Raw genomic sequence first — 24,572 nt, 5'->3', positions numbered from 1 at the left:
CCCTTGCGATGAGATTTATATATTCGAGAGGAATAATATTTATAAATAAATCATTTATTCATAACTAATATTAATTACACCCGAGGCGGTTAAATCTCCTGTAACCACAGGGTTTGCTGGTTTTGCGAGAACGAGGCGACCAAAAACGTTATATTTGTAATCACTGCCCTCTTTAACCATGCTGGCCAGTGGATATCTTATGGCTGTTGTGGCTGACGACACCGGTATCGCATTATCTTCGCTTGTGTCAGAACTGGATTTGAACAGCACCATTCCCAGCTGACTTGTCGCTGCTCCCTGAGTAAAATACATCGCTTTACCCTGGAATCCGTATCCTGATACCGATTTACCGACAAACTGAATATTGACAGCTGTCACACCGCCGCCACAGGACGTAAATTTGATATATCCCGGAACAGTATCGCCGGGAACAATAGCGCCTTGCTGCAGCGAATTAAACACACTGGCTTTCATCGTCGGGAAATGCAGATCTGTGCCAGTTGATCCGGTAAACGTCGCCGTGCAGGTTGGGTTGGTTAACGTCCCCTTAAACTGAACGTCAATACTGTCGGCAGCCCAGGCGCTATTTGCCAGACCCGCCAAAAATAAAACCAAAGCTAGCTTTTTCATCTGTAATTTCCTTATTACTGATACGCAATATTGATAATAGCGGCAGCGTCCATATTACCGCTGGTCATGGCGCTCAGTGACGATACCGTCGGAACCAGGGTAGTTTTAATACTTATCGGCAGAGCGACACTATTGGTGGTAATACTTATAGCAGTGCCATCTACAGGGAAGGATGCATAAGCTCCGCCGCCGGACTTCAGTTCCGTTTTATAAGCCAGCCCAACCGCTTTACCGGTTCCGCTTGCCGGTATGGTCCATTTTCCGGCATACGCGCCGGTCAGCACCTGACTGGTGGTGGTGGTTAATGATAAATCAATCCCCGACGCACCCGCGCAGTCTTTTACCTGAAAGGTATTCTCCAGCGATGTGGCCGCATTCAGAACCTGGAGCGGCGTGATCGAGGCAAAATTAAATTCCATGCGCATATTATTCAGTGCGGTAAATACACATGATCCTTTTTCAATCGTCACTGAGCCTGAATAATTAAGCTGCTCCGCATGGGCGGAACCACAGAACTGGCCGGCAATAACACCACCCGCAAGCAAAAGTGAAAGTATGCTACGCTTCATTTATAAAGTCCTTCTATTATTGGCATATTAAATTTTCCAGCATTAATGTTTCTTCTCTGATATCCGTATCTGAATAAACCGGCAATGCATAATCTGAAGAACATTGTTCATTCGGGTTATCACCCCAGCGTGCAGTAATACGCCCTTTATCTTCCAGACCTCGTGTAAATGCCCGGCCATTTTGCCCCATCATTCCAACTACTTCCTGTTTTTCATTAAGCACTTCAGTACCAAACGGAATATTGTTACCGTCACGTTTTTTCATGATTAAGAAAATAGAACGGCGATCATCGGTACTAAACGGAACATTAATCACTGCCCCTGCCCGGGGAACAACCCGTATTGAGGTTTCTTTTAATTCGGTATCGCCTGTCATGGTGGAGGGATCCAGTGAAACATCGTTATAACGATAAGGCGAAAGGTTCGAGACAAACGCATAGCCATCGTTATTTAATACAGAGGAGACGTCGTTATTGACCCGAGCACCTGCTGCACCTTTGGCATTCACCAGTGCCGTCCCTGAATCACTGCTAATCGTACGCCCTAAAATCACGCCACCGCCATGAGCAAGTATGCCGCCATTAGATGTTAGTGATAGCTGCCGACTGTTATCGGTATTGGCGGATACACTACTGCCAAATGTGCCATAGCGGGTATTCATCGATATATTCCCACCCACTTCAGTCAGTTCACTCTGACCATAATTGTCTGTTTTACTCAAAGAAGTATTCACGCCGTAATAGATATCTTGCTTATTATTTGTTCCACTGGCGCTGGTACTTAACTGATGATTTTTGCCTTTTCCGCTGTTGGTGTAGGTGGTACTCAGATAATCAAACAATGCTTTATCATGACTTTCTCCACCCAAAGGAATGGATAATGAAAGATAAATTTGGTCGTCCTTTTCGTTTTCCTGTGTGTAATAACGGTTCACCGACACACTGTAATTCACATTCCCCAGGGAGTTGCTGTAACCTATCTGATAGCTTTTATCCTTACGCGCCGATGCCCAATATTCAGTCAGAGAACCCGAGGTATAAAGTGAGCCAAAGCCCTCAGTCAGATCCTGACTGATATTAACCTGCAACTTTGAGCGCATATTATCAACGCGATCAGAACGATCATCATCAAGATAATAAATTGCATCATCAAGACTGTAATAGTTTTCGGTCGAATAACGATAAGCAGCCAGATCAAAATTAGTATTGGTGGCGCTTAATGTACTGCTATAGGTCAGCCCCCAACTTTGCCCTTGTAAAATGTCACCCTCTTCAGTCGTTAATGACGAATGTGTCATATCCAGCGAAATTGAGCCTAAAGACGTATTGAATGACATCCCCCCGAGTACCGCATAATAATCTGAGAAATACTCTGCCCCGGAATAAACCGTCACCAGATTATTAACACCGTACTGATATGTCGCCTGTCCTACAATGGGCGTATCGCCGTCTTGCTGGTCATATTCCCCCACGGAAAGCGTATATAGGCCAACGCCCGGATACAGCAGCCTGGCACCGCTGTTATAGGGAATACTGAAGCTACGGGTTCTGCCATCGGCTTCGTAAATGGTGACGTCCAGATCATCAGATGAGCTGATGGTGCTGTAATCATTAATACTGAATTCACCTGGCGGTACGGTAGTCTCGAGAATGGTATTGCCTTTCTGACTGACAATCAGCCTGGCATTAGTTTCGGCAACTCCCCGGATGACCGGCCGAAAATTGCCTAATGAATCGGGCAACATACGTTCATCACTGCTTAAGGACATCCCTCTCATTGGAAAAGAGTCAAAAAATGATGAACTGCCGTAAATTTCCCCAACGCGTAACTGAGATTTCAGTGCCGTTATATCGTGTTCTGCGAACAGATTACTGCTGTCAAATTCAACGTCTTCGGTATCTGAACTGTAACGGGCGTCACCGCGCATACGCACCCGCCAGCCTGCAATATTCAGTCCGGCATCCACGCCCAGATAGGCAGAATCCGACGTGTCGCTGGAATAAGTAGAACGATAATAGTTAAAGTTATGATTTATGGTCAGGGCATTAACACCTTCGTCCCACAGAGAAACTGGCACTTCGTCTTCCGCGCGCTGAATGATCTTTATCTGTGGCACAGTAATGGAGAAGATCTGTTCATTGACGTCAAGTTTCCACCTGGCCTCAGGCAGCCAGTCCTGCAACAGGTGGCATTCTTTATCATCCTGTTGCTCGTCCACCTTAATCCCGACGGCATCGAAAAACGCCTGGTCTACACAAGGGAGAGCACGCAGTTTATCTGCCGGATTTTCAACGAAATTAATCTCAAACTGACCACGAAGTTTGTCATTGACCATCACCGCCGTCCGATATTTCCCGGTCAGCACAGGGTTACCATAGCTGTACCGTGAGACATCCACCCCGGAGTCCGTGAAAAAAGCACTGTCAAATTCTACTTTTTCTTCTTCATCAGGTATGGATTGTGCAGACTCAGTCGTGGACGGGAGACCGGCTGCTGCATTTTCCTGAACCGGCACTGCCGGGGTTTCAGCATGGAGACCCGTCGGGGGTTTACCCAGTAAAATAAGAGTGATAATAATCCGTTGATATTTTATACGCACAGAAAACAATCCCTGTAAGAAGAGCAAGTAATGACTTATTTTCCGTATAAGGCTGAACTATCCACGTCGGTGCCATAATCATTAATCCAGGAGAACTCCACTTTCCCGCTGCCTGGTTTTGACGCGCTATTCACTGCCGGGAATTCGCCTGAGCTCATCGGTGCAACCATGCCGGCTTTAACAGCCTGACCTGCGACACTGATTTTGCTGAAGCTAAAATAAAAAGGCGTATTATTAGTGACTTTTACTGCCCACCCTTTTGGCGCGTTAATCATTTCCCATTTCAGTGCTTTCGAGGCTTCAGCTACGGACTGATTAGCCAGACTCGCCGGACGCCAGAAGAACTTGATTCGCGTGCGGAATGCCAGTTGCAGACGACTGCTGCTGGCCGCATCGTTATCGGCTTCCGCTGAGATTTTTTCACTGGGTTTCATTTTTGGCGGAACTTCAAGCACATTCAGATAAAATATACTTTCACGATCTTTTGGTAACGCGTTAGCCAATTTAGAAATACGTAATACCTGCCCTTTTTTAGAATCAATACGCGATACCGGCGGATTAATTACAAAAGGAACGTCAATATTTTCTGGTGATTCTTCAGCTATGCCTTTATCAAGCCAGGACTTAACTAATAACGGACGGGTGCCTTCATTGGTCAACCTGACGTTAACTTCTTTCTCTTTTTCATTGTAAATAACGCGGGTGCCGTTGATCACAATATCGGCCCAGGCATGCTGACATGTGAAGATAAGTGCCATAACAGCAATAATTTTTCTGGCGGTATATTGTTTCATTTTCATTCTCAGTAATAATAAAACAGGCAGTGGAACTGCCTGTTTGACAGGAGGATTAACTATTATTCATACACCAGGCTGAATGTTGCTACAGAGTCTAAATCCCCAGCAACAACGTCAGCGGCTGCGTCGGCTGTTCGCACGTAACGGATTTGGTAGTCATAAGCCAGCACGCCACCGGCTTCTGGTGCGGTGAATTCCGATTTTGTTTCGCCCATGACCAGATCACTGGCGCTGGCAGGTGCCGTGAAGCCAATGCCAACCCCACGCGCCGCAGTCGCTACAGTATTAATAGAATCCAGCAACATGTTACGGTAAGTGGAATACGCAGACTGACCGTAACCGGTATTGTCGAAACTGACGCCGACTTTTGTTTTTCCGGAAGGCAATGCACAATCCTGCAATGTAATCTGGATGGTACGCATTACATCAGAACCTTTTAACGTACCGCCAGAGACCGTATTCAGTGTGTTTTTTTCCAAATCTGCCGCTGGAACACCATCAAGAACAATGGTGGAGTTAGCGGTCGGGGTACCATCAACGGCAACGGTACAGGTTTGATTAAGAATATTCCCGTTCAACTGAATTTGGCCATCAGAGGCTTGTGCTGCACCAGTCGCTACTACACTTAAAATAGCCACTGCCAATAAATTACGTTTAATCATTAGTTTAATCCCTTAAGTAAAATAATATGTTAGCTGTACGTTAAATAAAATCCCTATACAGGACTTGTATTATATGAATTTTATTCTGGTCGCACCATATCCATATTAAAATTATGAATTAAGCAAAGCTTAATATGTATAAGCTACGCAGGCCTATGATATTGAAATCATAATAATTATTTCATTATCTGAATGCCAACGCTTATATTAGGAATAACTTCAATTAGTTGATTTGAATAATAGTGTGATCTTAGATACATTTGCTGTCCTGTGGCCAGCGCATAACAGGTGAAAAAGCCCAGTATTAAAGAGCAATTCGTTGATATGGATTTAATCGGTGCAGGCGTTAGGGACAAGGCAAGAGGGTTAGCAGCAACATCATTATTCAAATAATTATATTTGTACGCTCAACGCCATACTATAAATAATTTCACAGCGTGAGATCAACGCGACAGATTATTTTTTATAATTTGCAAATAAAAAATGGCGAAGGTGTGAAACCTTCGCCATTTTTTTACTGAGACAGGCTGATTTATCCTGCTGAATTACTCATCTTCTTCCAGATAGGTATAACCGTATAAACCGGATTCAAATTCTTCAACGAACTGCGCCTGCAATTCTGCATCCAGATCGGTTTCCTTCACCTGATCGCGGAATCGGGCCAGCAATACGTTCGGGTCCAGTTGCACGTATTCCAGCATGTCGGCTACGGTATCGCCTTCGTCAGACTGCTGAACTTCAATGCTGCCATCAGGGAAGACAAACACATCAACTGCCGCCGTATCACCGAACAGGTTATGCATGTTACCGAGGATTTCCTGGTACGCGCCGACCATAAAGAAGCCCAGCACTGGCGGATTCTCAGGGTCGTACGGCGGCATTGGCATGGTGGTCGCCACGCCGTCACCGTCGATATAGTGATCGATGGTGCCGTCAGAGTCACAGGTAATATCCAGCAGCACCGCACGACCTACCGGCGGTTTGTCCAGACCTTCCAGTGGCAGAACCGGGAACAGCTGATCGATACCCCACGCATCCGGCATTGACTGGAACAGGGAGAAGTTGACGTACAGTTTATCCGCCATACGTTCCTGCAATTCGTCGATAATCGGACGGTGCGCACGGTTGCTCGGATCCAGCTGATCCTGAATTTTGTTACAGATATTCAGGTAGATGTCTTCCGCCCAGGCGCGCTGCGTCAGATCCAAAATCCCGTGCGCATATTGCGAATGGACATCGTGCAAATCCATCTGGCTGTCGTGCAACCATTCACGCAGCGAGCGACGGTTTTCCGGATCGTGCATTTCATTCCAGGTATCCCACATGCTGCCCAGAGCACGCGGTGCGTCATTTTCAGGCGCAACCGGCTCTTTGAATTCGTTACGCTCAACGCCAATGACGTTGGACACCAGCACGGTATGGTGCGCGGTCACGGCGCGGCCAGACTCGGTGATCACCGTCGGGTGCGGCAGGCCATGCTCATTACAGGCGTCGCCGATACCCCAGATGACGTTGTTAGCGTATTCGTTCAGACCGTAGTTTACCGAGCAGTCAGACTGCGAGCGGGTCCCTTCGTAATCCACACCCAAACCACCGCCAACGTCGAAGCACTGAATATTGACGCCAAGCTTGTGCAGTTCGACATAGAAGCGCGCAGATTCACGCACGCCGGTCGAGATATCGCGGATATTCGCCAGTTGCGAACCCAGATGGAAGTGCAACAGTTGCAGGCTTTCCAGACGCCCGGCGTCACGCAGCATTTCGACCAGTTGCAGAACCTGAGACGCCGCCAGACCGAATTTAGATTTCTCGCCACCGCTGGACTGCCATTTACCCGAGCCCTGTGAAGACAGACGCGCACGCACGCCCAGACGCGGGATCACGTTCAGACGTTCGGCTTCTTCCAGCACCAGTTTAATCTCAGTCATCTTCTCGATAACCAGATACACCTTGTGACCAAGCTTCTCGCCGATCAGCGCCAGACGAATATATTCGCGGTCTTTATAGCCGTTACACACGATCACCGAACGGGTCATCCCGGCATGCGCCAGAACGGCCATCAGCTCAGCTTTTGAGCCAGCTTCCAGACCCAGCGGTTCACCGGATTCCACCAGCGACTCAATGACGCGGCGATGCTGGTTAACCTTAATCGGATAAACCAGGAAGTAGTCACCCTCGTAGCCGAACGATTCGCGCGCACGTTTGAACGCGGCGTTAATCGAACGCAGACGGTGCTGCAAAATTTGTGGGAAACAGAACAGTGCCGGCAGACGCTGACCGTCCTGCTCTCGCATGTCTTTTACCAGTTGTGCCAGATCAACACGGGCAGAAGGCTCGTCAGGATCCGGGCAGACACTGATGTGGCCCAGTTCGTTGACGTCATAATAATTGTTACCCCAATAGGCAACGTTGTAAGTGCGCAGCATTTTGCTGGCATCACGATCGTTCACGGCAACCTCCTGCATGGAGCGCAAAGAAACAGTATCGCCCGCGTGTGACGGACGGTGGGACTGGATGTCATCAGACATAGGTAAATCCTCTTTCTATACTGACAACATGGCCAGCCACTATCGCAGTAACAACAGGTGAGAACAACCCGCAAGGCTGGCTTTCAGACAGGATAAAACCCTGCGAGCCACAGCCACGGGACTGTTTTCTACTCATATCATTGTAAAACACGTTTTTAGACTCCGTGTAACGAGTCGGGAGAAATCAGGGATGGATGCCCCGGGAGATTGCAGGCTACATCAGTTATATGTCGGGATTGCGATGTTCACGCAGGCCGGAGGTTACTGAGTAGCGTACCGATGTCGGCGACTGACCTGTCTATAGTCAGGCTTTTTGAAACATCGCAAAGAAGACAGACGCTTTTCTGAATGAAAGTCTGAAAGAAGTGCTGCAGAACGCAATGAAGGCTGCAGGGGATGCTGTTGAAATGTTACAAACGGTAAAAAGTGGGTCATTAAACTAACCACCTCCACACGTGCCACGCATCACCCGCGGGCATTCGAGCTGAGAAAACAGTAATTACTGGAATACGCTGCTTCTGCAGGGCCTGCAGAAATGTGCATTGCGCGCGCCGTTTATACCGGCAACCCGCTGTAATTGCAAAATGAAAATGCGGTTTAAATAGTTTCAGACCGTGAATATCACTGCAAACCCGCACAATAACACTCACTCTGTCACAAAAATGACTGGCATTCAGAACGTCTGCTATCCTAAAATAGCCGTCCAGATGTTAATCCGTCCGAACGCATGGGTGGTTTAACGCGCAAACTGCTTCAGGGCTTTGCCTAATGGGGACATGCAGGACGCATTGCGACAATGTCGAGCTCAGCTCCTCATCTGCCCGTCACCCCAGTGCTATGCAGTGATATCTAACCCGTCGTATGTAAGGTAAAGAACATAATGGCTAAACACCTCTTCACGTCCGAATCCGTTTCGGAAGGACATCCAGATAAAATTGCTGACCAGATTTCCGATGCTGTACTGGACGCAATTTTAGAACAAGACCCAAAAGCACGTGTTGCATGTGAAACTTATGTCAAAACCGGCATGGTCCTGGTTGGCGGTGAAATCACCACCAGCGCATGGGTCGACGTTGAAGAAATCACGCGTCAGACTGTTCGCGAAATTGGCTATATCCATTCTGACATGGGTTTCGATGCCAATTCCTGCGCAGTTCTGAGCGCTATCGGCAAGCAATCGCCGGACATCAATCAGGGCGTTGACCGTACTGATCCGCTGGAACAAGGCGCGGGCGACCAGGGTCTGATGTTTGGTTATGCAACTAACGAAACCGACGTACTGATGCCAGCACCGGTTACTTACGCACACCGTCTGGTGCAGCGTCAGGCTGAAGTGCGCAAATCAGGCACCCTGCCATGGTTGCGTCCGGATGCGAAAAGCCAGGTCACTTTCCAGTATGACGAAGGTAAAATCGTCGGTATCGATGCCGTTGTTTTATCTACTCAGCATTCTGAAGACATCGCGCTGAAAGACTTGCAGGAAGCGGTGATGGAAGAAATCATCAAACCTGTCCTGCCTGCAGAATGGCTGAACGCCGGCACTAAATACCACATCAACCCGACTGGCCGCTTCGTTATCGGTGGCCCGATGGGTGACTGCGGTCTGACCGGACGTAAAATCATCGTGGATACTTACGGCGGTATGGCCCGTCACGGTGGCGGTGCTTTCTCTGGTAAAGATCCGTCTAAAGTTGACCGTTCAGCGGCTTATGCTGCACGTTATGTCGCGAAAAACATCGTGGCTGCCGGTCTGGCTGACCGCTGTGAAATTCAGGTGTCTTACGCCATCGGCGTGGCAGAACCGACTTCTATCATGGTGGAAACCTTCGGTACCGGTAAAGTGTCTAACGAACAGCTGACCCTGCTGGTACGCGAGTTCTTCGACCTGCGTCCGTACGGTCTGATTCAGATGATGGACCTGTTACACCCAATCTACAAAGAAACCGCAGCCTACGGTCACTTTGGACGCGAACATTTCCCTTGGGAAAAAACCGACAAAGCCGCTCAGTTGCGCGAAGCCGCGGGTTTATAAGAAACCGACGCGACAAAAATCTTTCAAACCCCGCCGCAAGCGGGGTTTTTTATTGCCCCGGATTTCTCTTTAATTTCCTGTTCCTTTCTGCTGTGCCATTCCGATACCCAAACAGCTTACAACGACAAGTAAAGCAAGAAGTCATATCCCAATGATTTTAATGATTAACTTCAGAATACTGTTTATATTCATTTAACTTAATAGATCATGTAGGTATATGTTGCAGTGAATATATCCACTCTCTTTTGGTTAACATTTGCGATAATAAAACTAAAATCGTGAATAAAACCCCTTCATAATCAGCACGGTAAAATTCACGCTAAATGTTATATTTGTGTTGAATGTATTTTATATCTAAACGAATAACACAAATAGCTAATTTACATGCCATTGACCGGAACATTCATTGAATCTATTATTCACCCCATCAAAAGCACCAAAAAAGATATTCACTCAAAGGGAATTAACGAAATAACCTTCAGGATAGCGACTTATTAAATTATCGAGAAAATGACAATGCCATTAAAAAAATCAAAATCATTGATAATGATTTTAGCGGCCTCCCCATTAATCTTATCAGCATCATCATTTGCAGGAATAAGCGTCTACCCTATTTCGGTCCCTATGCAAAAAAGCGGTGGCGCACAAATTAGCGTAACAACAAATTCCGCCACCACGGAATATGTGAAAACGACAGTAAAAAAAATCAATAATCCGGCAACAGCACAAGAAAGTGAAAGCGTAATAAGCCAGTCATCCGGAAACGGTATTGTCGTTACCCCGGAAAAGTTCGGACTTTCTCCCGGCACCACCCGAATTATACGTTTAATTAATATTCAGCCACCACAAACAGAAGAAGCCTATCGCGTATATTTTGAAGGGGTTCCGGGGCTGAACAGCAATGACAAAAATGAACAAAAAGGCCCGGCTAAACTCGGAATCAGCATGATCTGGGGCGTACTGGTTACTGTCCCCCCTGCCACCCCACGGCTGGACTTCACGCTGGATCCGGCAAGGGGTGTGGTCAGCAACACCGGCAATATTCATCTGAAGATTAACAGTATCGGTTTATGTCCTCAGCAACTCACCGATGAAGGATGCAAATGGAGTAAACCGGTCAAGAACAGTATTTATCCTAATCAGCACGCAACGTTAGATCCCGCTTTATTCAAAGGCAATAATTACCGCGTGGTGAAAGTGAAATATTTCAACTGGACCGATAAAACCGGTGGTGTAAAAGAATTCAGCGCCAGATAAGCCCTGTTATCTTGTGCAGAAAATAAAGTAAACCCTCGTTATAAAATCCGCATAGCAATGTGCACCTCTAAATTAAGGAATTAAATAATGAAATCAGTTATCAAGCCATTGATGGCGACAGTGATCATGGGTATGGCTATTAATGCTTATGCAGTTCAGAAAGATATTACTGTAACTGCAAACATTGATGCGACTTTGGATATGACCACTGATACCGGCGAAGTATTACCTTCTACGATGGAAATGCGTTATATGCCAGGCCTGGGTCTGGAGCCTATTACACAGTCCACCAAAATCTATTCAAATGATGCGGAAAAAGACGTGAATATCAACCTGGCAGGTACTCCGCAATTAATGGATACCGTCGGCGTCAACCCAAAAATCCCACTGACCGTGAAATACGGCGACCTGACCCTGACTGAGACACAGCAGACCATGAGCGCGAACATGCTGTTCCCTAACGGTGATACAGCGAACGGTTCCATCATTCAGCCTCTGATCATCAGCCAGACCACTCAGGCACCTGTTGCTTCCGGTAACTACAGCGGCATTGTCAGCGTTGTACTGACTCAGGCAACTGTAACGCCATAAGTGTTCAGCCCGCCTGAATCACTCCATATCGGCCTGTTAATCAGGCCGATTCTTTTTCACCTCATGGATTTTTGAATAAAGGAAAAATAATGAAACCCAATCTGAAAGTGTCGCTTTGCTTTCTGGCCATTCATTGTGCTTTATTCAGCAATCTTGCTTTAGCAGGCTCAGATGTTCCACCCGGTTTTGAAGAACTGGTCTCTGGTCAGAATGTCTGGCTGAACGTCAACCTGCTCGGCCAGTCAGCCGGTTTATTTGAAGCCAACGTTACGCTGGAAACCGTCCAGTTCAAAGAACCTCAGTCGGTGCTCAACGCCTTAAATCTGCCGCTGAAAGCTGGCACCCCCGATTACCAGCAAATGCTGACGACGTTATCAGCGCCTCTTGCGCGACACGGCAACCTGGTTTGCGGTAGTAACGCTAATGCCACTGGCTGCGGTTATCTGGATACCGATTCCCTGGCACTGATTTATGATGAAAATAACAGCGCGGCTGACGTTTTTGTTAGTAAAAAACTGCTGCCGGAATCTGGTGGCAAAACGCTTTATTACACCCCGTCAACGCAGACTGAAAATGCGTTGATTCATCAGCAAACCCTGAATGTGGCGGCGCAGGATGACTATCAGAGCCTGTCATTACAGGGCTCAGGCGCACTGGGCATCCTGACCAACGGCTATGTCGGTTTTGACTGGTCACTCGATTCTTACAAAAGTGACGACAGCGACAACCAGACGGTGTCCGTCGATGACTTTTATTTCCGTCAAAATATAGGCAAGCGCCACTATGTGCAGGCCGGGCGGATGGACTCACGCGATCTCTCCAGCAATCTCGGTGGCAATATCAGTTTCTCTCAGCTGCCGCTGAATGCGATCGATGGCCTGCGTGCCGGGAGCTCCCTGAGCTACCTGAATCTCGCAGAGGCCAGTAAAGGTTCGCCGCTGGTGGTACTGCTTTCCAGTAAATCCCGTGTGGATGCTTATCGTGGCAATCAGTTGCTCGGGACGTTTTATCTCAACAACGGTTCAAATACGCTCGATACCGGCAACTTCCCAAGCGGCAGTTATGCCGTCACCCTGAGAATTTATGAGAATAATCAGCTCGTGCGCACCGATACTCAGCCGTTTACCAAAACCGGCGGGATCAGCGACGGGCATATGCAGTGGTTTATCCAGGCTGGCGAGACGGCCGATAACAAAGTTGTCAGTTCAAACAATAATGATGATGACAATAACAGCACGTCACGCAAGCCGGTGGTGCAAGCCGGGGCTCGTCTGTCCGTGTTTGCCGAACTGACGGCGACGGCGGGCATTGCCAATACGGATAATGAAAATTACGGCGAAACGGGTCTGCAATGGACGCACGGTTTTAACGGAAAACTGATCGACGGCGTGCTGGATATGCAGGCCAGTGTCTTTGGCGGCACCGAAGGTTCCAGGGGGAACGTTGAGCAAATCAGCTATAACGACGGCTTTTCCCTGAGTGTCTACCGTAATGCTGCATACGGCAAAAGCTGCACCAGTGCCGACGTCGACGAAAATGACTATGCCGATATCGGTTGCTACGAATCCGTTAACGCCACATTTTCGGTGCCGGTCAAAGGTTGGTCGGCTTCGCTGGGCTATACATACAATAAAAACACCAGCCTCTCGCCGGACTCATCGTCATACGATCCTACAAAGCCTTTTGAAGACAACATGATCAATAACACCGAATCACAGAGTACCTCGAACACCTTACAGCTGAGCATGAATAAGAGTTTCAACTGGAAGAAAATGACTATTACCACGCGATTTGGCACATACCGGCGTCAAAGCAGCAGTGACAGTGATAACGACAAAGGGGTCTACGTGGGCTTCTCCCTGTCGCGCAATACACCAAAAGATGCACAGCTTCGCAGCAGCAACACCTCACTCAGCACTGATTACCAGGGCAGCCAGAACGGCGACGGGCAGATGACCTACAACGCCAGCCAGAACTGGGACTGGGGCAGCAATAACGAGCGCGAACTGGGTATTGATATAGGTGGCACTGACACTGATAACGCTAACGCCGCAATTCATGGCCGCCTCAACAGCCAGCATGGCGAGGGTGAACTGACCCTTTCCGACAGTTATAACAACCAGCAAAAAAGTCATGAGAGCGCGGTGACCGGCAGCTACAGTTCTTCCATTGCAGTCTCTAAATCCGGCTTCTTCCTGGGGCCAGGTGGCGCGGGTTCACCGGGTGCGGCCGTGGCGGTGAAAGTGAAAGGCAACGAAGAAGATCCGGATGCAGCAGATGATGCGTTGATAGACGTGTCTGTCCAGGGCGGCGGAGCCACGCAAATGAAACAGAACAGCAAAGCCCTGTTCCCGGTCACTGGTTTTGAAGAAGGAAAAGTGTCCGTCAATGAAAGTCGTGATGCCAGCAACGGCAGCCAGGCCAGCATTACTCAGGGCGCAGGCAGTCAGAATTTATTCCTCCTGCCGGGAAAAATGAAACTGCGTGAAGTGACAATGGAATCGCATTACACCTATGTCGGACAACTGACTACCGCAACAGGTATCCCGCTGGCTAATAGCACGATGCTTAATGCCACTGCTTTCAGCATTTCAGAAGATGGTGGATTTACCGCAGAGATGAATTCTCTGGCGAAAACACTGTATGTCAGCAGCAACCATCAGACCTATCAATGTGCGGTGACCATTAAATCCAGCCGGGACGTAGTACGTTATGTGGGTAAAACATTGTGCAAACCCGCTCAGTTTGCTGACTTACCGGAATATATTCGGGAGATGAAATGAAAAACATCACAATGAAAAAGTCTTACCCGATTATCATAATATGATGAGTTTTATTGTCTGCACGCACGTTCAAGTGCCGAATACAGTACTACAGATGTTCAGCAAAAATTTATTATAAAAATAACAAACAATCAGGACATTTAATTGTGTCATTCACATCGCAGCTTTGAGTTTAACGGGTAATTCTTCGTTTAAATGACTTAAAGCCAGTGGTGAGATTAAAACTAAGCTATTTCTTCCTCATGAACCCTATCAGTCTATATTCAATGGGGGAGAAAAAAACAGCAATATGATCGATAGCGGGATCATTTATCAGAAGTCAGATAAAGACAACCTGTAATGCAGGGTGTCGGGGGAATAAGATGCGGAACGTACTTAGAAGTATTCATTTTTTAATACTATTTCTTTCGATTATATCTGTCAGCGTCAGTTGTTATGCTGAACCGCCCGCCGGACGCAATACATCCATCAACGCCACTGTAGACAAAGCATCCCCCACGGACACTTATATCTGGAAAGATGAATCAGGGGGGAATGGCGAGTACCCACTCCCTTATGCAAGAAATACCTGGGTATGCCTTAGCAGCACGGATTCAACCAATGGTAAATGCCCAACCGAACCTAAGGCAGAAGACTCTGGAAATATTACAGGGACGACCGATATCGTTTTACTCTTTGTGGAAAAAAGGACCGGCGCCGCTGCCAGGTTAACGGTGAAGGCATCACGAATGGTGGGTGGCTATGGCCCCTATCATATCGAGGCCGCCGCAGTGGGTGCCAGTGCCAGCTATACTGCGCTCGCCACTTTTTATATTCCGAAAAGTGAAATAGCCAAATTCCCCACAGGGGGGATCTGGCATGCCAAACTTGATATGGCGCTGACAGAGTGGGAGCCCCGTCAAAAGCTGGCTGACTGGGTGGCGTATATCAACCTCAATGTGACCGATAATAATAATGTACAAATTTATTTCCCGGAGTTTTCCTCAGCCGCGCCGCGGATTGATCTTAATTTACGCCCGCTGCCCGGATCGGGCGGAAACCAGTCACAGATGACGGGTTTGGCAAATATTGATATGTGTCTTTACGACGGCTTTGACTCCTACAGCAGCAGTTTCACGGTCAAATTTACCGACCAGCCTAAAGGCTCTGCATCACGTGGTAATGACGATTTTTCCCTCTATCACGATACGGGGGATACCAGTGTGGAATCAGGACGCATCGATTATCAGGTCGCGATGCATTTGCCCGATGGCAGCACAATGACCGTGGACCGGGGTAAGGATAATGTGATTCCGGATATATCCTCTGCGCCAGTGCGGCCCGTGCTTCTGCCCGGCATACCCGAGCCGGTGACGTGCGTCCCTGTACCGCTGACATTAAGTACAAAACCTATTCAGATCAGCAGCAAACAAGCCGGACATTATACCGGACACTTGATCGTGGACTTTACACCGCAGCTTTAGGCGAAACTCCGGGCAAAGGACTGCACTTCATCACCATATCTAACGTAAGGATTTTTATGCGCAGGTTACAAAAACAATGGCCGGTCTCCGGTCTGCAAATGCTCCCGTTACTGGTGCTGGCCATGCCTGCCCTGTGTTTTGCCAATATCACCGTTTCACCAATGAAAGTGATGCTCAATGAGCAGTATGCAACGACGTTAGTCATCAGTTCAAAAAGTGAAACAACGCAGTATATTCAGGGAAAAATCACTGAGGTTCACAACCCGGGCACCGCTCAGGAAAACGAAACGCCTGCGCAGCAGGGCGCGCAGAATAGTCTGGTGGTTTCGCCGCTGAAATTTGGCTTGCCTGCGGGTAACAGTCAGCCCGTGAGGATCGTCAGCCTGGGCGAAAGCAACCAGGAAAAAATCTACCGCGTCCATTTTCAGTCGATGACACCGGAGGAGTTTAAAAACACCGGAAGTGATAAAAACTTCACCAGCGATCTGAGCCTGACCATTGTCTGGGGCGTGGTGGTGATGGTGCCCCCTGCAAAACAGGTAGCAAAACTCGGGTGGGACGTCTCCGCTCAGAAAATCACCAACACCGGAAACATTCATCTGTTAGTGAAACGTATCGGACTATGTGACAGCGATAAAAACGAGGCCCGCTGCCAGTGGAAAGAGCTGAAGAAAAACGTCTATCCTGGAAAGCCGTACTCTCCGGCGTTAACGTTTTCCGCTTCAGCATCGTCTGAAAAAATCAGAATCGAGTATTTCAACGATTACACTCAAAAGCAGGAAGTGGAGAGTTTTCCGTTTAAGTAATGGTCATAATGAAAACGGTTACAGAACATAACTTGTTATAAATTAATTAGTTATTTGTATATGTAAAAGTTTGAAACACTGTATTGATTGATATAAATCAATTTCTGGGCTATTACTCTCCGGCACATCCCCTTCCTGTTACGCTATCCGTTTGAAACCCTTCAAAAACAAGACACCCAATCACACCTATAAGTGTAAACGATTACAACACTGTGAGCGGGTTCACGTTAAGCTGTGCGCAGGGTAAATAACATAACAGCCTAAGCATTATTACAAACTCAAAACGATTGCATTATTTTGGAGACCGGATGAACAACTCAACTTCGACCAAAGGAAAACGCTCGAATAAAAGCGTCACTTTCTTTGTCTGTTTTCTTGCTGCACTGGCCGGACTGCTGTTCGGCCTTGATATCGGCGTCATCGCTGGTGCCCTGCCCTTTATCAGCCATGACTTCCAGATCACAAACCATCAACAGGAATGGGTTGTCAGTTCCATGATGTTTGGTGCCGCCGTCGGTGCTGTCGGCAGCGGCTGGCTGAACTTCCGCCTGGGACGTAAATACAGCCTGATGATCGGCGCAGTTCTGTTCGTTATCGGCTCCCTGTGTTCTGCCTTTGCGCCAAATGCAGAAATCCTGATTGTTGCCCGCGTTCTGCTGGGTCTGGCGGTCGGTATCGCCTCTTACACCGCGCCAATTTACCTGTCAGAAATCGCACCGGAGAAAATCCGCGGCAGCATGATTTCCATGTATCAGCTGATGATCACCATCGGTATTCTGGCCGCGTATCTGTCTGATACCGCGTTCAGCTACACCGGCGCATGGCGCTGGATGCTGGGTATCATCACTATTCCTGCGTTGCTGCTGCTGATTGGTGTCTTCTTCCTCCCGGACAGCCCGCGCTGGCTGGCAGCACGTGGCGATGACGGTAAGGCGCGCCGCGTACTGGAAAAACTGCGTGATTCCAGCGAGCAGGCAAAACGCGAACTGGATGAAATCCGTGAGAGTCTGAAAGTAAAACAAAGCGGATGGGGTCTGTTTGTTAACAACAAAAACTTCCGTCGTGCGGTTTACCTCGGCATTCTCTTGCAGGTGATGCAGCAGTTCACCGGTATGAACGTCATCATGTACTACGCACCAAAAATCTTCGGCATCGCCGGTTTCGCCAGCACCTCTCAGCAGATGTGGGGCACGGTTATCGTCGGTCTGGTCAACGTTCTGGCGACCTTCATTGCCATCGGTCTGGTTGACCGCTGGGGCCGTAAACCAACGCTGAAACTGGGCTTCCTGGTGATGGCAGTCGGTATGGGCGTACTGGGTACTATGCTGCATATCGGTGTGGAATCCGATGCGGCGAAATACTTCTCTATCGCTATGCTGCTGATGTTTATCGTTGGTTTTGCGATGAGCGCCGGCCCGCTGATCTGGGTTCTGTGTTCTGAAATTCAGCCGCTGAAAGGCCGCGATTTTGGTATCACAGTGTCCACCGCGACCAACTGGATTGCCAACATGATCGTCGGCGCCACCTTCCTGACCATGCTCGACAGCCTGGGCAACGCCAACACCTTCTGGGTGTACGCCGCGCTGAACGTGGTCTTCATCTTCATCACCATTGCGCTGATCCCTGAGACTAAAAACGTCTCTCTGGAACACATCGAACGCAACCTGATGAAAGGCGAAGCCCTGCGCGATATTGGTAAATAAGCCTGTCATAAACAGGCCTGCCATTCCTCCCCTGCAAAGGGGAGGAATTCCATATTGCATCTCTCCCCCGCCAGATTTATCCTTCGCCAGATGAAAACCTCACGTCTCCCCATCGCCCTGCAACAGGCCGTTATGCGCTGTCTTCGGGAAAAGCTCCGGATGGCAAATCAGTTTTTTGGCACCGATTACACTGAGCCGGAAATCACCTACCAGCAACGCGGCACCAGCGCGGGCAGCGCCTATCTGCAACACTGGCAAATCCGGCTCAACCCGGTATTGCTGATGGAAAACCAGCAGCCGTTTATCGATGAAGTTGTGCCTCACGAACTGGCGCACCTGCTGGTATATCGGAGGTTTGGCCGGGCACCTGCACCGCACGGCAAAGAGTGGCGCTGGATGATGGAACATGTGCTGGGTGTTTCTGCCAGCAGAACGCACAAGTTCGAAGTCGCCTCCGTGCAAAGCAAAACCTATCCGTATTTATGCGCCTGCCGTGACCATCAGCTCACCGTCCGTCGCCATAACAAAGTGATGCGCAAAGAGTCAGAATATCGCTGCCGCCATTGTGGCGAACTGTTACGTTTCAACGCTAAAGGCACCACTAATAGCTGATTTTTCAATCACTAATCACGGCAAAGTCTCATTGTCACCGCCCGTTGTATCCGTTACCCTTCCGGCCTTTTAGTCTCAGGTCTTTCAGAAACATGTTTCATAAAACGTTTTTATCTTTTCTGTTTATCGGTGCGCTGGCGCCGCTGAGCGCCTTGAGCCAGTCCGGGCATGCCATCAATAATTTCACTCAGGCCAAGGCCGCAGCGGTTAAAATTAATCAGGGTGCGCCGAGCTTCTATTGCGGCTGTAACATCAGCTGGCAAGGGAAAAAGGGCACGCCGGATCTGCAATCCTGCGGCTACGCGGTACGAAAAAGTGAACAGCGCGCCAGCCGGATTGAGTGGGAACATGTGGTTCCTGCGTGGCAGTTTGGTCATCAGATGCAATGCTGGCAGGATGGCGGACGTAAAAATTGTGCGAAAAACGCTGATTATCGTCAGGTAGAAACTGACCTGCACAACCTGCAGCCCGCGATTGGTGAAGTGAATGGCGACCGTAATAATTTTATGTACAGCCAATGGAATGGCGGGGAAGGCCAGTATGGTCGCTGCGAAATGAAAGTCGACTTCAAGGCTAAGGCCGCTGAGCCGCCAGCCCGTGCCCGTGGTGCCATCGCACGCACCTATTTCTACATGCGCGATCAGTACAAACTGAACCTGTCCCGTCAGCAAACCCAGCTGTTCACCGCCTGGGATCGCCAGTATCCGGTGACTTCATGGGAATGTGAGCGCGATAACCGCATCGCCAGCGTACAGGGTAATCATAACCCTTACGTTCAGCAGGCTTGCGCACAACGAAAAAGCTAACTTAGTATTAACACGTCATCAGAGCACATTAGCTCGCGACAACGCGGGCTAATCACGCCAAAATAGCCCTTCAGAAAAGACTTTAAGGACAGCAGCCACACATGCGCATCCCCCGCATTTATCATCCGGAAACCCTGACCGCTCACAGCGAAATTGCGCTGAGCGAAGATGCCGCCAACCATGTCGGACGCGTTCTGCGGATGCAGCCCGGTCAGGCGATACAGTTATTTGATGGCAGCAATCAGGTTTTCGACGCCAGCATCACGCAGGTTGATAAGAAAAGTGTGCGCGTCAGCCTGAGCGAAGGCGTGCTGTCAGATAACGAATCCCCGCTGAATCTGCATCTCGGCCAGGTGATTTCACGCGGCGAGAAGATGGAATTTACCATCCAGAAATCCATCGAACTGGGCGTGAACACCATTACCCCACTGTTTTCCGAGCGTTGCGGCGTCAAACTTGACGGCGAACGCCTGGAGAAAAAACTGCAGCAATGGCAGAAAATTGCCATCGCAGCCTGCGAACAGTGCGGGCGTAACCGTATCCCCGAAATTCGCCCGGCGATGCAACTTGAAGCCTGGTGTGCCGAACAGGATGACAGCCTGAAGCTGAACCTGCATCCGCGCGCCAGCCACAGTATTAACACCCTGCCGCTACCGGTAAGCCACGTCCGCTTACTGATTGGCCCGGAAGGCGGTTTATCCGCTGACGAAATTGCAATGACCTCCGGCTACGGATTTACTGATATCCTGCTGGGACCCCGTGTTCTGCGTACAGAAACCACAGCACTCACCGCGATAACGGCCTTACAGGTTCGTTTCGGCGATCTGGGTTAAGAGGAGACCAAATGATTAAGCTTGGCATCGTGATGGACCCGATTTCTTCCATCAACATCAAAAAAGACACCAGTTTCGCTATGTTGCTGGAAGCGCAGAGTCGTGGTTACGAGCTGCACTACATGGAAATGAATTCCCTGTATCTGCGCGGCGGCGAAGGCCGTGCCATCACTAAAAAACTCAGCGTGAAGCAGGATTACGACGGCTGGTATGAGTTTGGTACTGAGCAGGATATCGCCCTGCAGGAACTGGATGTCATCCTGATGCGTAAGGATCCTCCGTTCGATACCGAATTCATTTACGCCACTTACATCCTTGAACGCGCCGAAGAAAAAGGCACGCTGATCGTTAACAAACCGCAGAGCCTGCGCGACTGTAACGAAAAGCTGTTCACCGCGTGGTTCCCTGAACTGACGCCTGATACGCTGGTGACCCGCGATGCTGCGCAGTTAAAAGCATTCCATAAAGAGCACACTGACGTGATCCTCAAGCCGCTCGACGGCATGGGTGGCGCTTCTATCTTCCGTCTGAAACCAGAAGACGCGAACGTTTCTGTGGTGATTGAAACGCTGACCGAACACGGCAGTCGTTTCTGTATGGCACAAAATTATCTGCCCGCCATCAAAGACGGTGACAAACGCGTTCTGGTGGTCGACGGCGAGCCGGTGCCTTACTGCCTGGCGCGTATTCCGGCGCAGGGCGAAACCCGTGGTAATCTGGCCGCCGGTGGCCGTGGCGAAGCGCGTCCGCTGAGCGAAAGTGACTGGGCAATCGCCCGCACTGTCGCGCCAATCCTGAAGCAGAAAGGCCTGATTTTTGTCGGTCTGGATATTATCGGCGACCGCCTGACTGAAATTAACGTCACCAGCCCGACCTGTGCGCGTGAAATCGAAGCGGCATTCCCGATTTCCGTCACCGGCATGCTGATGGACGCTATCGAAAAGCGTCTGGCTGCCCGCTAAAATGGCGTGACCGCATAATCTGATGGGTTGTTCAGCAATGCTGGATAACCCACTTTTTTTGATGCGGATGACTTACTACACTGCCCTTTACGCGGTGTTTCAATTTTCTGAGGTTAAACATCCTGCTTACCATGAATCTACAACATCACTTTCTTATTGCGATGCCTGGCCTGGATGAACCCCAGTTCAAACGTTCGGTCGTCTATATCTGCGAACATAATGAAGACGGCGCAATGGGTCTGGTGATTAACAAACTGGTCGAAGATTTCACCGTTGAAAACGTTCTCGACAAACTGGACATCACACCCGAGCCTCGCGACCCGAACATCCGCCTCGACCGCCCGGTGTTTTCCGGTGGTCCGCTGGCTGACGACCGTGGGTTTATTCTGCACACGCCGCGCGAAGGCTTTGGCTCCAGTATCCGTATCTCGGACAGCACCATGATCACCACCTCTAAAGACGTGCTGGAAACGCTGGGCACGCCCGATCAGCCGAAAGATGTGCTGGTGGCGCTCGGGTACGCCGCATGGGAACAGGGCCAGCTTGAAAAAGAGCTGCTGGAAAATTCCTGGCTGACCATTGAAGCCAGCAATGACATTTTATTCCGTACCCCGGTTGCTGACCGCTGGCGTGAAGCCGCGAAAATGATCGGTATCGATGTCGGCCAGCTTGCCACGCATGCAGGACACGCATAATGGCTAACCGCACGGTTTTTGCGTTTGATTTCGGCACTAAGAGCATCGGTCTGGCTATCGGTCAGGAAGTCACCGGCACTGCACGTCCGCTGACCTCGTTCAAAGCACAGGACGGTACGCCGGACTGGCAGAAAATCGAAAAGCTGCTGAAAGAATGGCTGCCGGATCTGGTGGTTGTGGGTCTGCCTCTGAACATGGACGGCACCGAGCAACCGCTGACGGCCCGTGCCCGTAAATTTGCTAACCGCCTGCATGGCCGCTTTGGCGTTCAGGTTGAACTGCATGATGAACGTCTGAGCACCGTGGAAGCCCGCGCTGATTTGTTTGACCGCGGAGGCTTCCGCGCGCTGGACAAAGGTAGTGTGGATGCCGCTTCTGCGGTGATCATTCTGGAAAGCTGGTTTGAGAAGCAATGGAGTCAGTCCTGATCTGCGGCCAGCAGCCCGGCACTTTGCCGCTGCTGAAGACTTTGGGCAAATGTCTGCATTCCGGCCTGCGCGCCGGTTTGCAGGATATCCGCCAGCTGATGTGTTTTTCCCTCGCGGATCATATTGCATACCGCCGGTGTTGACGTCAGCACTTCGAACAGCGCCATTCTTACCGCATTTTCATCATCATTCCCCTGCCCTTCTTTAAGTTTTTGCACCACCAGTTTTTGTGCGACGACAGCCCTGAGACTGCCCGCCAGTTGTGCCCGCACAAAGGCTTTTTCTTCTGCCGGAAAGACATCAATCAGCCGGTCGATGGCCTGCGTCGCGTTGCGCGTATGCAGCGTCGCCAGCACCAGATGACCGGTTTCTGCCGCCGTCAGCGCCAGTCGGATACTTTCGGTGTCGCGCAGTTCCCCCAGCAGTAACACGTCAGGATCCTCACGCAAGGCACCGCGTACCGCTTCACTGAATGAACGGGTATGGAGCCCCAGTTCGCGCTGCTGGATAAGGCAATGTCTGCTGATATGGATAAGCTCAATCGGATCTTCCAGCGTAATAATGTGCCGCGTCATATGGCGGTTGAGATAATCAATCATTGCCGCCAGCGTGGTCGATTTCCCGCTGCCTGTCGCACCGGTCACCAGGATCAGGCCATCTTCACATGTAATGATTTGCTGCAAGATATCCGGTGCCCGTAGTGTCGCCAGCTCAGGACAGCATGCGGGAACCGGCCTCAGCGCCGCCGACAAACCATGCAGTTGCTGAAACACATTGAGGCGCATCCGCACGCCCTGCGCCAGCGTCAGCGCTTTATCGAATTGCCCGGCCAGTTGTAAATTGGCCTGTTCTGCGACATTCAGCCACTGGCTGATGAGCTTTTGCATCTGCGATGCGTCGATCAGCGGCAGGTCCTCACAGCGGCATAATTCCCCTCCGATACGCAGCACGGGCCGATTGCCGGTACAAAGGTGCAGATCGGAGGCATTTTGCTTTACACTACGCCCCACTAATCCATCAATATCCATGTTGAAATCCTCCTGAGTCCCTATGAGCCTTAGTCAGCAAAATGCTATTGAGCAGAACTTACAGAATGTCCGCGAGAAAATCGCAGCCGCTGCAGACCTTTGCGGCAGGTCTCCGGAAGAAATTACATTGCTTGCAGTGAGTAAAACTAAACCTGCGAGCGCTGTCGAAGAAGCGATTGCCGCCGGGCAGTTAGCGTTCGGCGAAAACTACGTGCAGGAAGGCGTGGATAAGATTGCCCACTTTGCCGGGCATCAGCCTGCGCTGACCTGGCATTTCATCGGGCCGTTGCAGTCGAATAAAAGCCGTCTGGTGGCGGAGAACTTCGACTGGTGTCATACCATCGATCGCCTGAAAATCGCCCAGCGCCTGAACGAACAGCGTCCGGCGGATTTACCGCCGTTACAGGTGCTGATTCAGGTGAACATCAGCGATGAAGCCAGTAAATCCGGCATTGCTGTGGGTGAAGTGGGCGAACTGGCGACGCAGATTATGGCCATGTCCAATCTGACGCTGCGCGGTCTGATGGCTATTCCGGCCGTTGAAACCGACTATGCGCGCCAGCTGGAGGTTTTCGGTCAGATGCGTGACGCCCTGAAAGATTTACACAGTATTTGTCCTCAGGCCGATACGTTATCAATGGGTATGACCGATGATATGCCCGCCGCGATTGCCGCCGGAAGCACCCTGGTTCGTATCGGTACCGCTATTTTCGGTGCCCGTGATTACAGCGTAAAACAGTAACCGCTCTCTGCCGGTATACTGCTTTACTATTGATTGGCTCAATTCA

At 49.7% G+C, this 24,572-nt stretch carries 22 protein-coding genes; 15 read left to right on the top strand and 7 right to left on the bottom strand.

The window, feature by feature from the left end; all coding sequences use genetic code 11:
* Window positions 1-54 precede the first annotated feature (54 nt).
* The 5 genes from J1778_RS08025 to J1778_RS08005 form a co-directional block, all read right to left on the bottom strand.
* The gene (locus J1778_RS08025) at window positions 55-630 is read right to left on the bottom strand and encodes a fimbrial protein (protein ID WP_217172724.1); all 576 of its coding nucleotides are present in this window, start codon (window positions 628-630) and stop codon (window positions 55-57) included.
* A 14-nt stretch (window positions 631-644) separates the two neighbouring features.
* Window positions 645-1,199, bottom strand: a complete 555-nt coding sequence (locus tag J1778_RS08020) for a hypothetical protein (RefSeq protein ID WP_217172723.1) — start codon at window positions 1,197-1,199, stop codon at window positions 645-647.
* 16 nt (window positions 1,200-1,215) lie between these two features.
* Window positions 1,216-3,798: a fimbria/pilus outer membrane usher protein gene (locus J1778_RS08015; protein ID WP_217172722.1), complete on the bottom strand. Its 2,583-nt coding sequence runs from the start codon at window positions 3,796-3,798 to the stop codon at window positions 1,216-1,218.
* A gap of 35 nt (window positions 3,799-3,833) precedes the next feature.
* Window positions 3,834-4,592, bottom strand: a complete 759-nt coding sequence (locus tag J1778_RS08010) for a fimbria/pilus periplasmic chaperone (protein WP_217172721.1) — start codon at window positions 4,590-4,592, stop codon at window positions 3,834-3,836.
* A gap of 62 nt (window positions 4,593-4,654) precedes the next feature.
* The gene (locus J1778_RS08005) at window positions 4,655-5,257 is read right to left on the bottom strand and encodes a fimbrial protein (RefSeq protein ID WP_217172720.1); all 603 of its coding nucleotides are present in this window, start codon (window positions 5,255-5,257) and stop codon (window positions 4,655-4,657) included.
* A 288-nt stretch (window positions 5,258-5,545) separates the two neighbouring features.
* Here J1778_RS08005 and J1778_RS24850 point away from each other — a divergent pair, with 288 nt between their 5' ends.
* Window positions 5,546-5,650: an IS1-like element transposase gene (locus J1778_RS24850; RefSeq protein WP_217172719.1), complete on the top strand. Its 105-nt coding sequence runs from the start codon at window positions 5,546-5,548 to the stop codon at window positions 5,648-5,650.
* A gap of 152 nt (window positions 5,651-5,802) precedes the next feature.
* Here J1778_RS24850 and speA read toward each other — a convergent pair whose 3' ends face one another.
* Window positions 5,803-7,785: a biosynthetic arginine decarboxylase gene (gene speA, locus J1778_RS07995; RefSeq protein WP_217172718.1), complete on the bottom strand. Its 1,983-nt coding sequence runs from the start codon at window positions 7,783-7,785 to the stop codon at window positions 5,803-5,805.
* A gap of 880 nt (window positions 7,786-8,665) precedes the next feature.
* Between speA and metK the strand changes: the two genes are divergently transcribed.
* From metK to ruvX, 13 genes are all read left to right on the top strand, one after another.
* A complete protein-coding gene (gene metK, locus J1778_RS07990; RefSeq protein ID WP_095924811.1) occupies window positions 8,666-9,817 on the top strand; it encodes a methionine adenosyltransferase in 1,152 nt (383 codons plus the stop codon).
* A 516-nt stretch (window positions 9,818-10,333) separates the two neighbouring features.
* The gene (locus J1778_RS07985) at window positions 10,334-11,074 is read left to right on the top strand and encodes a fimbria/pilus periplasmic chaperone (protein WP_217172717.1); all 741 of its coding nucleotides are present in this window, start codon (window positions 10,334-10,336) and stop codon (window positions 11,072-11,074) included.
* A gap of 87 nt (window positions 11,075-11,161) precedes the next feature.
* Window positions 11,162-11,665 carry a CS1 type fimbrial major subunit gene (locus J1778_RS07980; protein WP_217172716.1) on the top strand — a complete coding sequence of 168 codons (504 nt, stop codon included), beginning with the start codon at window positions 11,162-11,164 and terminating at the stop codon, window positions 11,663-11,665.
* Window positions 11,666-11,754: 89 nt separating this feature from the next.
* The gene (locus J1778_RS07975; RefSeq protein ID WP_217172715.1) at window positions 11,755-14,448 is read left to right on the top strand and encodes a TcfC E-set like domain-containing protein; all 2,694 of its coding nucleotides are present in this window, start codon (window positions 11,755-11,757) and stop codon (window positions 14,446-14,448) included.
* Between the two features lie 362 nt (window positions 14,449-14,810).
* Window positions 14,811-15,911, top strand: coding sequence for a CfaE/CblD family pilus tip adhesin (locus J1778_RS07970; protein WP_217172714.1), 1,101 nt, complete (start codon window positions 14,811-14,813; stop codon window positions 15,909-15,911).
* A gap of 56 nt (window positions 15,912-15,967) precedes the next feature.
* On the top strand, window positions 15,968-16,717 hold the full coding sequence (locus tag J1778_RS07965) for a fimbria/pilus periplasmic chaperone (protein WP_217172713.1): 750 nt from the start codon (window positions 15,968-15,970) through the stop codon (window positions 16,715-16,717).
* 308 nt (window positions 16,718-17,025) lie between these two features.
* The gene (locus J1778_RS07960) at window positions 17,026-18,420 is read left to right on the top strand and encodes a sugar porter family MFS transporter (protein WP_095924804.1); all 1,395 of its coding nucleotides are present in this window, start codon (window positions 17,026-17,028) and stop codon (window positions 18,418-18,420) included.
* Between the two features lie 90 nt (window positions 18,421-18,510).
* The gene (locus J1778_RS07955; protein ID WP_217172832.1) at window positions 18,511-19,032 is read left to right on the top strand and encodes a SprT family zinc-dependent metalloprotease; all 522 of its coding nucleotides are present in this window, start codon (window positions 18,511-18,513) and stop codon (window positions 19,030-19,032) included.
* Window positions 19,033-19,124: 92 nt separating this feature from the next.
* Window positions 19,125-19,838: a deoxyribonuclease I gene (gene endA / locus J1778_RS07950; RefSeq protein WP_217172712.1), complete on the top strand. Its 714-nt coding sequence runs from the start codon at window positions 19,125-19,127 to the stop codon at window positions 19,836-19,838.
* Between the two features lie 101 nt (window positions 19,839-19,939).
* On the top strand, window positions 19,940-20,671 hold the full coding sequence (rsmE, locus tag J1778_RS07945) for a 16S rRNA (uracil(1498)-N(3))-methyltransferase (RefSeq protein ID WP_217172711.1): 732 nt from the start codon (window positions 19,940-19,942) through the stop codon (window positions 20,669-20,671).
* 11 nt (window positions 20,672-20,682) lie between these two features.
* Window positions 20,683-21,633, top strand: coding sequence for a glutathione synthase (gene gshB / locus J1778_RS07940; protein WP_217172710.1), 951 nt, complete (start codon window positions 20,683-20,685; stop codon window positions 21,631-21,633).
* A gap of 131 nt (window positions 21,634-21,764) precedes the next feature.
* Window positions 21,765-22,328: a YqgE/AlgH family protein gene (locus J1778_RS07935; RefSeq protein WP_217172709.1), complete on the top strand. Its 564-nt coding sequence runs from the start codon at window positions 21,765-21,767 to the stop codon at window positions 22,326-22,328.
* Window positions 22,328-22,756, top strand: coding sequence for a Holliday junction resolvase RuvX (gene ruvX, locus J1778_RS07930; protein ID WP_013576828.1), 429 nt, complete (start codon window positions 22,328-22,330; stop codon window positions 22,754-22,756). The genes J1778_RS07935 and ruvX overlap by 1 nt, the downstream gene beginning before the upstream one ends.
* Here ruvX and J1778_RS07925 read toward each other — a convergent pair.
* Window positions 22,747-23,784, bottom strand: a complete 1,038-nt coding sequence (locus J1778_RS07925; protein ID WP_217172708.1) for a type IV pilus twitching motility protein PilT — start codon at window positions 23,782-23,784, stop codon at window positions 22,747-22,749. The genes ruvX and J1778_RS07925 overlap by 10 nt on opposite strands.
* A 22-nt stretch (window positions 23,785-23,806) precedes the next feature.
* Here J1778_RS07925 and J1778_RS07920 point away from each other — a divergent pair, with 22 nt between their 5' ends.
* Window positions 23,807-24,526: a YggS family pyridoxal phosphate-dependent enzyme gene (locus J1778_RS07920; protein WP_217172707.1), complete on the top strand. Its 720-nt coding sequence runs from the start codon at window positions 23,807-23,809 to the stop codon at window positions 24,524-24,526.
* The last annotated feature ends 46 nt before the right edge of the window (window positions 24,527-24,572 follow it).

Origin of the sequence: Rahnella bonaserana (assembly GCF_019049675.1) — a bacterium.
Taxonomy (GTDB): Bacteria; Pseudomonadota; Gammaproteobacteria; order Enterobacterales; family Enterobacteriaceae; genus Rahnella; species Rahnella bonaserana.
Note: the sequence above shows the minus strand (reverse complement) of the source record. Positions and strands in the feature narration are given on the sequence as shown.

Bases quoted from the DNA above. Each gene is read 5' to 3' on its own strand.
- gshB (WP_217172710.1), top strand. From the start codon at position 20,683: ATGATTAAGCTTGGCATCGTGATGGACCCGATTTCTTCCATCAACATC.
- J1778_RS07965 (WP_217172713.1), top strand. From the start codon at position 15,968: ATGCGCAGGTTACAAAAACAATGGCCGGTCTCCGGTCTGCAAATGCTC.
- J1778_RS08020 (WP_217172723.1), bottom strand. From the start codon at position 1,199: ATGAAGCGTAGCATACTTTCACTTTTGCTTGCGGGTGGTGTTATTGCC.
- J1778_RS08005 (WP_217172720.1), bottom strand. From the start codon at position 5,257: ATGATTAAACGTAATTTATTGGCAGTGGCTATTTTAAGTGTAGTAGCG.
- J1778_RS07955 (WP_217172832.1), top strand. From the start codon at position 18,511: ATGAAAACCTCACGTCTCCCCATCGCCCTGCAACAGGCCGTTATGCGC.
- J1778_RS07920 (WP_217172707.1), top strand. From the start codon at position 23,807: ATGAGCCTTAGTCAGCAAAATGCTATTGAGCAGAACTTACAGAATGTC.
- rsmE (WP_217172711.1), top strand. From the start codon at position 19,940: ATGCGCATCCCCCGCATTTATCATCCGGAAACCCTGACCGCTCACAGC.
- J1778_RS08025 (WP_217172724.1), bottom strand. From the start codon at position 630: ATGAAAAAGCTAGCTTTGGTTTTATTTTTGGCGGGTCTGGCAAATAGC.
- J1778_RS07970 (WP_217172714.1), top strand. From the start codon at position 14,811: ATGCGGAACGTACTTAGAAGTATTCATTTTTTAATACTATTTCTTTCG.
- J1778_RS07925 (WP_217172708.1), bottom strand. From the start codon at position 23,784: ATGGATATTGATGGATTAGTGGGGCGTAGTGTAAAGCAAAATGCCTCC.
- J1778_RS07980 (WP_217172716.1), top strand. From the start codon at position 11,162: ATGAAATCAGTTATCAAGCCATTGATGGCGACAGTGATCATGGGTATG.
- J1778_RS07985 (WP_217172717.1), top strand. From the start codon at position 10,334: ATGCCATTAAAAAAATCAAAATCATTGATAATGATTTTAGCGGCCTCC.
- J1778_RS07935 (WP_217172709.1), top strand. From the start codon at position 21,765: ATGAATCTACAACATCACTTTCTTATTGCGATGCCTGGCCTGGATGAA.
- J1778_RS07975 (WP_217172715.1), top strand. From the start codon at position 11,755: ATGAAACCCAATCTGAAAGTGTCGCTTTGCTTTCTGGCCATTCATTGT.
- endA (WP_217172712.1), top strand. From the start codon at position 19,125: ATGTTTCATAAAACGTTTTTATCTTTTCTGTTTATCGGTGCGCTGGCG.
- ruvX (WP_013576828.1), top strand. From the start codon at position 22,328: ATGGCTAACCGCACGGTTTTTGCGTTTGATTTCGGCACTAAGAGCATC.
- J1778_RS08010 (WP_217172721.1), bottom strand. From the start codon at position 4,592: ATGAAACAATATACCGCCAGAAAAATTATTGCTGTTATGGCACTTATC.
- J1778_RS07960 (WP_095924804.1), top strand. From the start codon at position 17,026: ATGAACAACTCAACTTCGACCAAAGGAAAACGCTCGAATAAAAGCGTC.
- metK (WP_095924811.1), top strand. From the start codon at position 8,666: ATGGCTAAACACCTCTTCACGTCCGAATCCGTTTCGGAAGGACATCCA.
- speA (WP_217172718.1), bottom strand. From the start codon at position 7,785: ATGTCTGATGACATCCAGTCCCACCGTCCGTCACACGCGGGCGATACT.